Origin of the sequence: Streptomyces gobitricini (assembly GCF_039532985.1) — a bacterium.
Classification (GTDB): domain Bacteria; phylum Actinomycetota; class Actinomycetes; order Streptomycetales; family Streptomycetaceae; genus Streptomyces; species Streptomyces gobitricini.
Genome location: NZ_BAAASR010000024.1, coordinates 62,302 through 75,368, shown reverse-complemented (window position 1 = coordinate 75,368; position 13,067 = coordinate 62,302). Strand labels below are relative to the sequence as shown.

At 72.4% G+C, this 13,067-nt stretch carries 11 protein-coding genes; 10 read left to right on the top strand and 1 reads right to left on the bottom strand.

The features are described 5' to 3' along the window. The first annotated feature begins 107 nt into the window (after window positions 1-107). The 4 genes from ABD347_RS21845 to ABD347_RS21830 are packed head-to-tail and all read left to right on the top strand — an operon-like array spanning window position 108 to window position 3,703. On the top strand, window positions 108-1,025 hold the full coding sequence (locus ABD347_RS21845; RefSeq protein ID WP_344363909.1) for an ABC transporter ATP-binding protein: 918 nt from the start codon (window positions 108-110) through the stop codon (window positions 1,023-1,025). Beyond that, the gene (locus tag ABD347_RS21840; RefSeq protein WP_344363907.1) at window positions 1,022-1,756 is read left to right on the top strand and encodes an ABC transporter permease; all 735 of its coding nucleotides are present in this window, start codon (window positions 1,022-1,024) and stop codon (window positions 1,754-1,756) included. Before ABD347_RS21845 ends, ABD347_RS21840 begins: the two co-directional genes overlap by 4 nt. Window positions 1,757-1,776: 20 nt before the next feature. Further along, on the top strand, window positions 1,777-3,012 hold the full coding sequence (locus ABD347_RS21835; RefSeq protein ID WP_344363904.1) for a sensor histidine kinase: 1,236 nt from the start codon (window positions 1,777-1,779) through the stop codon (window positions 3,010-3,012). After that, on the top strand, window positions 3,005-3,703 hold the full coding sequence (locus ABD347_RS21830; RefSeq protein WP_344363903.1) for a response regulator: 699 nt from the start codon (window positions 3,005-3,007) through the stop codon (window positions 3,701-3,703). Before ABD347_RS21835 ends, ABD347_RS21830 begins: the two co-directional genes overlap by 8 nt. A gap of 13 nt (window positions 3,704-3,716) precedes the next feature. Here the strand turns inward: ABD347_RS21830 and glgX are convergent, their stop codons facing one another. Further along, on the bottom strand, window positions 3,717-5,993 hold the full coding sequence (gene glgX, locus ABD347_RS21825; RefSeq protein ID WP_425575733.1) for a glycogen debranching protein GlgX: 2,277 nt from the start codon (window positions 5,991-5,993) through the stop codon (window positions 3,717-3,719). 164 nt (window positions 5,994-6,157) lie between these two features. Between glgX and ABD347_RS21820 the strand changes: the two genes are divergently transcribed. The 6 genes from ABD347_RS21820 to ABD347_RS21795 all read left to right on the top strand — a co-directional run bounded on the left by ABD347_RS21820 (window position 6,158) and on the right by ABD347_RS21795 (window position 12,800). Continuing rightward, entirely contained in the window at window positions 6,158-7,393 is a 1,236-nt protein-coding gene (locus ABD347_RS21820; RefSeq protein ID WP_344363901.1) for a L,D-transpeptidase, read from the top strand. A gap of 195 nt (window positions 7,394-7,588) precedes the next feature. Continuing rightward, window positions 7,589-8,842, top strand: coding sequence for a L,D-transpeptidase (locus ABD347_RS21815; RefSeq protein ID WP_344363899.1), 1,254 nt, complete (start codon window positions 7,589-7,591; stop codon window positions 8,840-8,842). Between the two features lie 86 nt (window positions 8,843-8,928). Beyond that, entirely contained in the window at window positions 8,929-9,696 is a 768-nt protein-coding gene (locus ABD347_RS21810; RefSeq protein ID WP_344363896.1) for an enoyl-CoA hydratase/isomerase family protein, read from the top strand. A 231-nt stretch (window positions 9,697-9,927) separates the two neighbouring features. Then, on the top strand, window positions 9,928-10,443 hold the full coding sequence (locus ABD347_RS21805; RefSeq protein ID WP_344364072.1) for an ATP-binding protein: 516 nt from the start codon (window positions 9,928-9,930) through the stop codon (window positions 10,441-10,443). 363 nt (window positions 10,444-10,806) lie between these two features. Then, window positions 10,807-11,997 (top strand): YncE family protein, encoded by a 1,191-nt coding sequence (locus tag ABD347_RS21800; RefSeq protein WP_344364071.1) that lies wholly within the window; start codon window positions 10,807-10,809, stop codon window positions 11,995-11,997. Window positions 11,998-12,158: 161 nt separating this feature from the next. Beyond that, window positions 12,159-12,800, top strand: a complete 642-nt coding sequence (locus ABD347_RS21795) for an ADP-ribosyltransferase (protein WP_344363894.1) — start codon at window positions 12,159-12,161, stop codon at window positions 12,798-12,800. The last annotated feature ends 267 nt before the right edge of the window (window positions 12,801-13,067 follow it).

The following is a 13,067-nucleotide window of genomic DNA, read 5'->3' as shown; positions in this document are numbered from 1 at the left end:
TCCCGAACCTCGTCAACGGTCGTACCCGCGCATCAACCGATCGGCTGATGGCGCTCCGAGCGGGATGGCCGATGTCCCGGACCGGCCCCCACCCGCATGCTCATCACATGCCGACGACCGGAATGATCACAGTGAACGGGCTGCGCAAGGCCTACGGCGACAAGGTCGCCGTCGCGGACGTGTCCTTCGCCGTCGCGGAGGGCGAGATCTTCGGGATCCTCGGGCCCAACGGCTCGGGCAAGACCACCACCGTCGAGTGCGTCGAAGGACTCAGAAGGCCCGACGCCGGCACCGTACGCGTCGCGGGACTCGACCCCGTGACCGACCACGGCGAGGTCACCCGCCTCCTCGGCGCCCAGCTCCAGCAGAGCGAACTCCAGCCCAGACTCACCGTCCGCGAGGCGCTGGAACTGTACGCCTCCTTCCACACCCGCCCCGCCGACTGGCGCCCCCTCGCCGAGCGGCTCGGCCTCACCGACCACCTCGCCGTCCGCTTCGCCAGGCTCTCCGGCGGCCAGAAGCAGCGGCTGTCCATCGCGCTCGCCCTCATCGGCGACCCGAAGGCCGTCGTCCTGGACGAGCTGACCACCGGCCTGGACCCGCGGGCCCGCCGCGAGACCTGGGCGCTGATCGAGGACGTCCGCGCACGCGGCGTCACCGTCCTGCTGGTCACCCACTTCATGGAAGAGGCCCAGCGGCTCTGCGACCGGATCGCCGTCATCGACAAGGGACGGGTCGCCGCACTCGACACCCCCGCCGGGCTGATCCGCCGCGCCACGGTCTCCACCGTCATCTCCTTCACCCCCTCAGCCCCGCTCGACGACCGCGAACTGGCCACCCTCCCCGGCGCCGCCTCCGTACGGACCGAAGAGGGCGGCCGTGTCGTCGTCGAAGGCACCGACGACACCGTCGAGGCCGCCGTCTCGCTGCTCGCCCGCCACCGCGTCACCGCCCACCAGCTCCGCGTCACCGAAGCCACCCTGGACGACGCGTTCCTCGACCTCACCACCGGAGCCGACCGATGAACACCACCGTCCTGAAGACCGAGGCGCGTCTCTTCGCCCGCGAGCCCGGATCCGTGTTCTGGGTGACCGTCTCCCCGACCCTCCTGCTGGTGATCCTCGGCCTCATCCCCTCCTTCCGGAAGGCGTCCGACGACCTCGGCGGGCTACGGGTCATCGACCTGTACGTCCCGGTCGCGGTCCTCTTCGCCCTGATCATGGCGGGGCTCCAGGCCATGCCCCCCGTCCTCACCGGCTACCGCGAACGCGGCATCCTGCGCCGCATGTCCACCACCCCCGTACGCCCCTCCGCCCTCCTCACCGCCCAACTGCTGGTCCACGCCGCCGTGGCGCTGGTCTCGGCCGTCCTGGTCGTCGCGGCCGGCCGGGCGGCGTTCGGCGTGCGCCTCCCCGAGCGGCCCGCCGGGTACGCCCTGGCACTGCTCCTCGCCGTCGCGGCCGCCCTCGCGCTCGGCGCCACGATCTGCGCGGTCTCCCGCACCCAGAAGGCCGCCACGGCCGTCGGCTCGGCGGTCTTCTTCCCCACCATGTTCACCGCCGGCGTCTGGGTGCCCGTCCAGGCCATGCCGGAGGCCCTGCGGAGCATCGTCCAGCTCACCCCGTTCGGCGCGGCCGCCGAGGCGCTGGCCGACGCGGCCGCGGGCGGCCGGCCCGCCTGGACGCACCTGGGCGTGACGGCACTGTGGACCGCGCTGCTGACGTGGGCGGCGGCCCGCTGGTTCCGCTGGGAGTGAGCCACCGGGAGACTTGCCCCATGACACCGACGACCGTCGAGGAGCGCTGGGACCGGTTCTTCCGCTGGGGCCCCTACGGCCTGCTGGCCCTGGCCACCGCCATCGGGGCCGTCACGGCGGAGATCTTCATGAACCGGACCGAGACGTACGCGGCCGCCGGGCTCGTCCTGGCCGTCCTCGCCCTCCAGGCGTGGTGGGGCGCGCCGCGGCCGGGCCACCCGGTGCGCGGGCAGGTGTACTTCGCCCTGCGGACCGCGCTGGCCGCCGCTCTCTGCTGGTACAACCCGCTGTTCTCCATCTACGCCGTCATCGGCTACTTCGACGCCGGCCGGCTGCTCCCCGCCCGCCGGGCCCGCCTCGGGCTCCTCGCCACCGCGGTCACCATGGCCGGCGCGCAGTCCGGCGGTCTGCCACCGGCCTCCGCCCTCCAGTGGGCGCTGTTCGGCGCCCTGCTCGTGCTCAACGTCTGCCTCGCCCTGGTCTTCGCCCACCTCGGTGACAAGGAGGCCGAGCGCACCGCGGAACGCGCCGCCACGATCGCCGAGCTGGAGCGCGCCAACACCCGCCTGGAACAGGCCCTGGCCGAGAACGAGGGCCTGCACGCCCAACTGCTCGTGCAGGCCCGCGAGGCGGGCGTCGCCGACGAGCGCCGCCGGCTGGCCGCCGAGATCCACGACACGATCGCCCAGGGACTGGCCGGCATCGTCGCCCAGCTCCAGGTGGTCACCGCCGCCCCGGACCCGCGCGTCGCGCGTGAGCACCTGGAGCGCGCCACCGCGCTGGCCCGGTACAGCCTGGGAGAGGCCCGCCGCTCCGTGCACGACCTGGGCCCGGCCGCCCTCGAGCACGGCACCCTGCCGGACGCGCTCCACAGGACCGTCACCGACTGGTCCGAACGCACCGGGGTCGCCGCCCGGTTCACCGTCACCGGCACCGAGGAGTCACTGCACGACGAGGTGGCCGCCACCCTGCTCCGCATCGCCGAGGAGGCCCTCGCCAACACCGCCCGGCACGCGCACGCCACCCGCACCGGTGTCACGCTCTCCTACATGGGCGACGAGGTCACCCTGGACGTCCGCGACGACGGCAGCGGCTTCGAGCCGTCCGCCGTGCCGCCCCGCACCCGCGCCGGTGGCTTCGGCCTGGACGGCATGCGGGCCCGCGCCGCCCGCCTCGCCGGCACCCTGTCCGTCGAATCCGAACCGGGCGGCGGTACGGCGGTGTCGGCCCGCGTACCGTTGGTGCCCCATGGCTGACTCCCACCGGACCGTCACGGTCCTCATCGTCGACGACCACCCCGTCGTGCGCGACGGCCTGCGCGGCATGTTCGCCACCGAGCCCGGATTCCAGGTGCTGGGCGAGGCCTCCGGCGGTGCCGAGGGCGTCGCGTGCGCGCTGCGCCTGGATCCCGACGTCGTCCTGATGGACCTGCGGATGCCGGGCGGCGGCGGGGTCGAGGCCATCCGGGAGCTCGCCCGGCGCGGCGCCCGCGCCAAGGTCCTCGTCCTCACCACGTACGACACGGACTCGGACACCATCCCGGCCATCGAGGCGGGCGCCACGGGCTACCTCCTCAAGGACGCCCCGCGCGAGGACCTTTTCACCGCCGTACGGGCCGCCGCCGACGGCCGCACCGTCCTGTCGCCCGCCGTCGCGACCCGGCTGGTCTCCGCCGTGCGCTCCCCGTCCGCGCCGGGCGGCCCCGGTGGCGAGACCCTCTCCGCCCGCGAGCGCGAAGTGCTGGAGCTCGTCGCCAGGGGAACCTCCAACCGCAGGATCGCGGCCGTGCTGTTCATCAGCGAGGCGACCGTGAAGACCCACCTCACCCACATCTACGGCAAGCTGCGCGTGAGCGACCGGGCCGCCGCGGTCGCCGCCGGGTACGAGCGCGGGATCCTCGGTCAGGAGGGGAGAGCCGGTTCCGGCAGGGCCGCGGCGCCCCGGTGACCGCAAGACCCGCCTAGCCCCGCACCCTCAGCAGCAGCACCGACCGCGCCGGCACCGTCACCACCTCCCCGCCCTGGCGCACCGTGCCCGGCGCCTCGGACTGGTCCTCCTCCGAGGTGTCCACCACCAGCTCATAGCCTTCCGCCCACGGCGGCCCCGGCAGGCGGAAGTCCACCGGCTCGGCGCCCGCGTGCAGGACCGCCAGGAAGCTGTCGTCCGTGATGGGCTCCCCCCGCGCGTCCCGGCCCGGGATGTCCCGCCCGGACAGGTACATCCCGATCGTCGCGGTCGGGGCGTACCAGTCGCCCTCCGTCATCTCCGCGCCCGCCGCCGTGAACCACGCCAGGTCCCGCAGGCCGTCCGCGCCCTGCGGGCGGCCCGAGAAGAACGCCCGGCGGCGCAGCACCGGGTGGGCGTGGCGCAGCGCCAGCAGCCGGGAGGTCAGCTCCAGCAGCCCTCGGGGGCCGGGCTGCTCCGGCAGGGACCAGTCGACCCAGCCGGTCTCGTTGTCCTGGCAGTACGCGTTGTTGTTGCCGCCCTGGGTGCGGCCCATCTCGTCGCCCGCCACCAGCATCGGCACGCCCGTCGACAGCAGCAGGGTGGTGAGCAGGTTGCGCACCTGCCGCCGCCGCAGCGCGTTCACCGCCGGGTCGTCAGTCTCACCCTCGGCGCCGCAGTTCCAGGACCGGTTGTCGTTCGTGCCGTCCCGGTTGCCCTCCCCGTTCGCCTCGTTGTGCTTGTGCTCGTACGACACGAGGTCGCGCAGCGTGAAGCCGTCGTGCGCGGTGATGAAGTTGACGGAGGCGTACGGGCGCCGGCCGCCCCACGCGTACAGGTCGCTCGACCCGGACAGCCGGTAGCCGAGGTCGCGCACATCGGGCAGGGCGCCGCGCCAGAAGTCGCGGACGGCGTCCCGGTAGCGGTCGTTCCACTCGGTCCACAGCGGGGGGAAAGCCCCCACCTGGTAGCCGCCGTTCCCGACGTCCCACGGCTCGGCGATGAGCTTCACCCGCCGCAGCACCGGGTCCTGGGCGATCGTCGCGAGGAACGGCGACAGCATGTCGACGTCGTGCATCGAGCGGGCGAGCGCGGCCGCCAGGTCGAAGCGGAAGCCGTCGACGCCCATCTCCGTCACCCAGTAGCGCAGCGAGTCGGTGATCAGCCGCAGCACATGCGGCTGGACGACGTGCAGGGTGTTGCCGCAGCCCGTGTAGTCGGCGTACCGACGGGCGTCGGCGGCCAGCCGGTAGTAGCCGCGGTTGTCGATGCCGCGCAGCGACAGCATGGGGCCCAGCTCGCTCGCCTCGGCCGTGTGGTTGTAGACCACGTCGAGGATGACCTCGATGCCGGCCGCGTGCAGCGCCTTCACCATCCGCTTGAACTCGCCGACCTGCTGCCCTGCCGTCCCCGACGCGCTGTAGGCGGCGTGCGGCGCGAAGTAGCCGATGGAGTTGTAGCCCCAGTAGTTCTTCAGCCCGCGGCGCAGCAGGTGGTCCTCGTGCGCGAACTGGTGCACCGGCAGCAGCTCGACCGCCGTCACCCCGAGGGACACCAGGTGCTCGATCGCGGCCGGGTGCGCGAGGCCCGCGTACGTGCCGCGCAGCTCCTGGGGGATGCCCGGGTGGCGCCGGGTGAAGCCGCGCACATGGACCTCGTAGATGACCGAGTCCGCCCAGGGGGTCTTGGGCCGCCGGTCGTCGGACCAGTCGTCGTCGTCATGGACGACGACCCCCTTCGGGACGTACGGGGCCGAGTCGCGGGTGTCCCGGACGGTGTCGGCGACGTGCTGCTCGGGCCAGTCCCTCACATGCCCGTACACCTCGGGCGGCAGCGAGAAGTCCCCGTCGACCGCCCGCGCGTAGGGGTCGAGGAGCAGCTTGGCCGGGTTCCAGCGGGCGCCCGTCCACGGGTCCCAGCGGCCGTGCACCCGGTAGCCGTACCGCTGCCCCGGCCGTACGCCCGGCACGAAGCCGTGCCAGATCTCGTGGGTCAGCTCGGACAGCGGAAGCCGGGTCTCGGCGCCGTCCGCGTCGAAGAGGCACAGCTCCACCGCCTCGGCCCCGCCCGCCCAGAGCGCGAAGTTCGTCCCCGTCGCGCCGCCCGGCCCGGCGCGGAACCGGGCGCCGAGCGGCGTGGGCGCGCCCGGCCATACGGGTGGGGAGGGCGCGTCGGGGTCCCGGGAGAACCCGTTCAGCCCGTGGTGCCGTGCCCCGGCGGGGGCGGGCCTCCCGTCCAGCAGTGCGTCACCTACCGCACGCTGCACTGCCTGCTGCTCGGCTGCGCTCGACACCTGCCGGCCTCCTGCGGCTCGTCCGGCTCCATGCGGCGCGGGGCGCGCGGCGTCCCTGCCGCGGCCCCGCACATGGTCCTCCACCTGTTCTTCCCGGACTGCCCGCCTCCCAACATGGCCCGCACTGACGTTTCCCCTGGAGGGTGGCAGTCGTTGGTCGCATCGTGAGACACGTACTGAAGCGGGCAGGGCTCGGCATCGCCGCTGCCGTGGCATGCGCGGGGCTGATGGCCGGGCTGGCCGGGTGCACCAGTGACGGTGGTCTGGACATCGGCATGGGCGGCAAGGGGCGGTCCCCGGAGGACACCATCCGGGTGACGCCCGAGGACGGGGCGGAGGGCGTGGAACCGGACAGCCGGGTGGAGGTGCGCGTCCCCAGCGGGCGGCTGGAGCGGGTCAGGGTGGTGAAGGTCGAGGACGCCCAGCCGGTGGAGGTGCCCGGCACCGTCTCGGAGGACGGGCTGCGCTGGCGGCCGGCGCGGGGGGCACGGCTCGCGCTGGCCGCCAAGTACAGCGTGGACGCGGTCGCGCTGGACGGCCACGGGCGGCGGTCGGCCCGGCACACCACGTTCACCACCGCGGTGCCCGAGCACCGGTTCATCGGCTACTTCAAGCCCGAGAACCGCTCCACCGTCGGCACCGGAATGATCGTCTCCTTCTCCTTCAACCGGCCCATCGAGAACCGCGCGGCCGTCGAGCGGGCCATCCGTGTCACGTCCCGGCCGCCGGTGGAGGTGGCCGGCCACTGGTTCGGCAAGGAGCGTCTGGACTTCCGCCCGCGCGCGTACTGGAAGCCGGGCACCGAGGTCACCGTCGACCTGCGGTTGCGCGACGTGGAGGGGGCGCCGGGGGTGTACGGGATCCAGCACAAGAAGGTGGGCTTCACGGTCGGCCGCTCACAGGTCTCCCTGGTGGACGCGGAGGAGCACACCATGGAGGTGCGGCGCGACGGCCGGCTCGTCACGACGGTGCCGATCACGGCCGGGGCGCCCAAGACCACCACGTACAACGGGAAGATGGTGGTGACGGAGCTGTTCGACGTGACCCGGATGAACGGCGCCACGGTGGGCTTCAAGGACAAGGACGGCAAGGGCGAGTACGACATCAAGGACGTCCCGCACGCCATGCGGCTGACCGACTCGGGGACGTTCCTGCACGGCAACTACTGGGCACCCGCGTCCGCCTTCGGCACGGCCAACGTGAGCCACGGGTGCGTGGGGCTGCGTGACGTGAAGGGCGGCAGCGCCGACTCCCCGGCGGGCTGGTTCTTCGACCGGACGCTGATCGGGGACGTCGTGGAGGTGGTCAAGTCGGCCGACCGGAAGGTCTCCCCCGACAACGGCCTGGGCGGCTGGAACATGGACTGGGCCCGCTGGAAGGCCGGTTCCGCCCTGCGGTGACCCAGGCCCCTCCCGCCGCTGCCGAAGGCTCCGGCACGGCCCGTCCCGACCCTGGACAAGTTGCGACTGAACGGTGACATCCGCGGGCGCTCGGCGGCGCCCGCGGTGTGATTATCTATCGCGGTGCACGCGCGAGTGGGCGTGCGGGGGTGCGGGCCGTGGCGGGGCCAGGCCGTGCGAGGGGAGAACACCGAAGTGGACGTGCAGCCGATATCGGGGGCGTCGGCCGGGGCGGGCAGGGGCGGATCGGGGACCGGCAGGGTACTGCCGGCCCTGCTGTTGGGGACGTTGCTGCTGCTGGTGACGGCGTGCGGGGGGCCGGAGGCCGCCGGCAGCGGCGGGAGCCGGGAGAAGGCCGGTGACGCCGGGAAGGTCGAGAACGCGGCCTCGCGGGCGGTGGTGACCATCGCGCCCAAGGACGGTGCCGCGTCGGTCGCGACGAGCGGCGCACTGAAGGTCACCGCGGAGAAGGGCAAGCTGGTCACGGTCACGGTCACCGACTCCAGGGGCAACCGGGTCGAGGGCAGGCCGGCCGCCGGCGGCACCAGCTGGGAGCCGGTGCGGCACCTGGCCGCCGGCACCAGGTACAAGGTGCACGCGGTCGCCAAGGACGCCGACGGGCGTGAGTCGGCGAAGGACACCACCTTCACCACACTCGTACCGAAGAACACCTTCATCGGCCACTACACGCCGGAGGACGGCTCGACCGTCGGCGTCGGCATGCCGGTGTCGATCAACTTCACCCGTGGTATCACCGACCCGGAGGCCGTGGAGAAGGCCATCAGGGTGACCGCCGAGCCGTCCGTCCCGATCGAGGGCCACTGGTTCGGCAACGACCGTCTCGACTTCCGCCCCGAGAAGTACTGGGCCGCGGGCACCAAGGTGACCGTGCGGCTGGACCTGGACGGTGTCGAGGGCCGCCCGGGCGTGTACGGCAAGCAGTCCAAGACGGTGCGGTTCACCATCGGCCGCAGCCAGGTCTCCACGGTCGACGCGAGCGCGAAGACCATGAAGGTCGTCCGCGACGGCAAGCTGATCAAGACGATCCCGATCACCGCCGGCGCGCCGGCCACGACGACGTACAACGGCCAGATGGTCATCAGCGAGAAGTACAAGGTGACCCGGATGAACGGCGCCACCGTGGGCTTCGGCGGCGAGTACGACATCAAGGACGTGCCGCACGCGATGCGCCTGTCCACCTCGGGGACCTTCGTGCACGGCAACTACTGGGCCTCCAGCGGTACCTTCGGCTCGGCCAACGTCAGCCACGGCTGCGTCGGTCTGCGGGACGTGCGCGGCGCGTACGACGGCTCGACCCCCGCGGCCTGGTTCTACGACAACTCGCTCATCGGTGACGTGGTGGTCGTGAAGAACTCCAAGGACAAGCAGATCCAGCCGGAGAACGGCCTGAACGGCTGGAACATGGCCTGGTCGGAGTGGATCGAGTAGGGCCGCGGGACCCGCGCCGTACGGGCCCGGTGCTGTTCCTCACAGCACCGGGCCCGATGTCGTTAACGGCGGCTAACCTGCCCTGCATGACAGTCACTCTCGAAGTCTCCGAAGGCGTCGGCACCATCCGCCTGGACCGCCCGCCGATGAACGCTCTGGACATCGCCACCCAGGACCGGCTGCGCGAACTCGCCGAGGAGGCGGCCCGCCGCGACGACGTCCGTGCCGTGGTGCTGTACGGCGGCGAGAAGGTGTTCGCGGCCGGTGCGGACATCAAGGAGATGCAGGCGATGGACCACGCGGCCATGGTGCTGCGCTCCAAGGCCCTCCAGGACTCGTTCACCGCCGTCGCCCGCATCCCCAAGCCGGTCGTCGCCGCCGTCACCGGGTACGCGCTGGGCGGCGGCTGCGAGCTCGCGCTGTGCGCCGACTTCCGGATCGCCGCCGACAACGCCAAGCTGGGCCAGCCCGAGATCCTGCTGGGCCTGATCCCCGGCGCGGGCGGTACGCAGCGCCTCGCCCGCCTCGTCGGCCCGTCCAGGGCCAAGGACCTCATCTTCACGGGCCGTCATGTGAAGGCCGACGAGGCTCTCACGATCGGTCTCGTCGACCGGGTCGTCCCGGCGGCCGAGGTGTACGGGCAGGCGCGCGCCTGGGCCGCGAAGCTGGCCCAGGGCCCCGCCCTGGCGCTGCGCGCGGCCAAGGAGTGCGTCGACGCGGGCCTGGAGACGGACATCGACACGGGCCTGACCGTCGAACGCAACTGGTTCGCCGGGCTGTTCGCCACCGAGGACCGGGAGCGCGGCATGCGCAGCTTCGTGGAGGAAGGTCCGGGCAAGGCCAAGTTCCTGTAAGCACAAGCGAGTTGTCAGTCGTGCGGGTGGTTTAGGGGAGTCTTAACGGTGCCTTAAGCGCTGTGCGGCGCATCGGCTCGCCCCGCGACCGCGTCGCTCGCGGCATCGCAGGTCAGGCCCCCTTTTCCGCTCCTTGTGTGCCATGGTCATATGCCGGACGGTGCCCCGGGAACCACCCATTCCGGGGCATCGATTCCTCGGGAACGGCCACGCGGGGGCCGCGGGGCGGCCATCATGGTGGGCATGGCGGGGCTGGAAGGTGTGGAGCAACCGGGGCAGCGCGGCGGCGCTACCGCCGCGCGGTGGACGCCCGCCGCGGATGACGAACAGGCGCTCAAGGCGCTCGAACTGTTCGGCAACCCGGCGGAGGAGGAGGTACGGCTGCCCTCCCGCCCCGAATCCGCCGCGTCCGCCCGCCGGCTCACCCAGTGCGTGGTGATCCGCCAGTGGGGGCTCGGTCCGCAGGTCGCCGAACACGCGGTCCTGCTCGTCTCCGAGCTCGTCGGCAACGCCGTCCGGCACACCGGCGCGCGGGTCTTCGGCCTGCGGATGCTGCGCCGCCGCGGCTGGATCCGGGTCGAGGTGCGTGATCCGTCCCGGGGGCTGCCCTGTCTGATGCCGGTGCATGAGCTGGACACCAGTGGCCGGGGGCTCTTCCTGGTGGACAAACTCTCCGACCGCTGGGGTGTGGACCTGCTGCCGCGCGGCAAGACCACCTGGTTCGAAATGCGCGTTTCCGACCACTGACGCACGGAAAGCCCCCTCGCGCCGTGATGGGGCGCCGCGGGGGCTTCCATGGAGGCGCCGTGGACGGGGGGGTGTATCCACGGTCGCTGGAACGACCTGGCCCGGGTCAATGGGGGTCGTGTGTTCCCGACTATGGCAGACGGGGGGCCATGCCACCAAAAGACCAAACCGGCTTAAAATTCAGCAAAACGGGGCACTTGGCGAATGAATCGCAGGTGAGATCGGCCACGAACCTCATAAACCATGAATAAATATGGGGTCCGGCGGGTGAATCATCGACCTGCCTTCCGGGGTGTCGCAGGGCTCCTGGGAGCTGTGAGGAGCGGACCGGAGGACCCGGCACCCTAAATGGGGCGCGTGACGATGCTGCGCCTGACGAAGCGATCCAAGACCCTCCTCGCGGCCACCGCCCTGCTCACCGCCGCGACGGCGCTTCCCGGCTGCGGCGGCGACGGTGACCGGCCCGAGGCGCGCGGCAGCCGGGCCGCGGCTCCCGTCCCCGTACCGAAGAAGGCCGCTCCGCCGGGCCTGCCGGGCATGCCGCCCGTCCTCGACCCCAAGGACGTGTACGCGGCCGACCGCCCCGGCGCGCTGTCCCCGGTCGTCAAGGACTTCCCCTCCCGGGTGTACGTCCCCAACACCCTGTCCAACACGGTCTCGGTCATCGACCCGAAGACGTACAAGGTCGTCGAGACCATCCCGGTCGGAGCCCAGCCGCAGCACGTGGTGCCGTCCTGGGACCTCAAGACCCTCTGGGTCAACAACAACCGGGGCCACACGCTCACCCCCATCGACCCGGCCACCGGCGAACGCGGCAGGGACGTCGACGTCCACGACCCGTACAACCTGTACTTCACGCCCAACGGCAAGTACGCGATCGTGATGGCCTCCCTCGACCGGGAGCTGGTCTTCCGCGACCCGCACACCATGGAGCGGCGCCACACCGAACCGGTCAGCTGCTACGGCGTCAACCACGCCGACTTCTCCGCCGACGGCCGGTACTCCATCGTCAGCTGCGAGTTCTCCGGCGAGCTGCTCAAGGTCGACACCGAGCGGATGAAGGTCGTCGCCCAGCAGAAGCTGCCCTTCCAGGGCGCCATGCCCCAGGACGTGAAGCTCTCACCGGACGGGAAGACCTTCTACGTCGCCGACATGATGGCGCACGGCGTGTGGGTCCTGGACGGCGACTCCTTCGCCACCCCCAGGCTCCTGCCCACCGGCAAGGGCGCCCACGGCCTGTACGTCTCGCGCGACTCCAAGGAGATGTACATCCCCAACCGCGGGGAGGGCTCGGTCTCCGTGTTCGACTTCGCGCGGAACAAGCTGACCAAGAAGTGGTGGCTGCCGGACGGCGGTTCGCCCGACATGGGCGGGGTGTCGGCCGACGGCAAGGTGCTGTGGCTGTCCGGGCGGTACGACTCCGAGGTGTACGCCATCGACACCACGACCGGCAGACAGCTGGCCCGCATCCCGGTCGGCGGCGGCCCGCACGGTCTCGCCGTCTACCCGCAGCCCGGCCGGTACTCACTGGGCCACACCGGCGTCTTCCGCTGAGCGGCCGCGGTGCGGGCCACCGGCCGGCCCGCGGCGCTGCGGGCCCCGCGGCGGTCCCGGCGCGTACCGCCGGCCGGGCCCCCGAGCGGGGCCCTTCTGACACGCCGCCGATCGGGTGAAGATCCACGGCGAGGCGGGGCGCGGCGGCCATGGTGAGCGTCATGATCACCTCCCGCCCGCGGCGTCGCGCCGCCGCGCTCGCCGTGTCCCTCGCCGCGCTCCTCGTGCCCGCCGCCTCCACCGAGGCCGCCCCCGCCGCCGCGACCCCGGCCGCCGGCGCCCCCGCCGCCGCCCCCGCCTTCGCCCCCAGGGCCGCGGCGAGCTGCCCCGTCGTCGAGGACCGGCTGTACCCGGCGGCCGACCGCCGGGTCGACCCGGACCGGATCACCCCCGCGCCCTCCTGGCGGAGCAACTGCAAGCAGCTCTACCGCGCCGACAACCGCCCGCCGGCCGTCGTCTTCGAGCAGGGCTTCCACCCCAAGGCGCCACTGGACGGCCAGTACGACATCGAGAAGTACGTCCTGGTCAACCAGCCCTCGCCATACGTCTCGACGACGTACGACCACGACCTCTACAAGAAGTGGAAGAGCGGCTTCAACTACTACCTGGACGCCCCGAAGGGCGTGGACGTCAACAGGACCATCGGTGACACGCACAAGTACGCCGACCAGGAGGAGGTCGCCTTCCCCGGCGGCATCGCCCGCAAGCACATCGTCGGCGTCTGTCCGGTCGACCTGGTGAAGAAGATCGAGATCATGGCGGAGTGCGAGGACAACCCGTACTACGAGCCCTGGCGCCGCTGACCCGGCCCGTCAGCCGCGATGGGATGGGCGGCGTCCGGGCGAACCGGCCGGCCGGTGCACCCGGTGACCGGCGGCCCGGAGGGTCGGTCGTCCGCGAAGACCACCGAGCGCGCGGTGAGGGCCGGCGCCCCGGTGTCCGCGCGTTCGGCCGCGCGACCACCGTGGCGTGACGACGCGGCGCCGCCGTCCACGGGCGGGCTCCCGGGAGCCCGTCCCGGGACGCCGCCGTGACGACGCGCGCCACCTCGTCACTCGTGCCCCATGGCG

Bases quoted from the DNA above. Each gene is read 5' to 3' on its own strand.
- ABD347_RS21810 (WP_344363896.1), top strand. From the start codon at position 8,929: ATGACAGTCACTCTCGAAGTCTCCGAAGGCGTCGGCACCATCCGCCTG.
- ABD347_RS21845 (WP_344363909.1), top strand. From the start codon at position 108: ATGCCGACGACCGGAATGATCACAGTGAACGGGCTGCGCAAGGCCTAC.
- ABD347_RS21800 (WP_344364071.1), top strand. From the start codon at position 10,807: ATGCTGCGCCTGACGAAGCGATCCAAGACCCTCCTCGCGGCCACCGCC.
- ABD347_RS21830 (WP_344363903.1), top strand. From the start codon at position 3,005: ATGGCTGACTCCCACCGGACCGTCACGGTCCTCATCGTCGACGACCAC.
- ABD347_RS21840 (WP_344363907.1), top strand. From the start codon at position 1,022: ATGAACACCACCGTCCTGAAGACCGAGGCGCGTCTCTTCGCCCGCGAG.
- ABD347_RS21795 (WP_344363894.1), top strand. From the start codon at position 12,159: ATGATCACCTCCCGCCCGCGGCGTCGCGCCGCCGCGCTCGCCGTGTCC.
- ABD347_RS21835 (WP_344363904.1), top strand. From the start codon at position 1,777: ATGACACCGACGACCGTCGAGGAGCGCTGGGACCGGTTCTTCCGCTGG.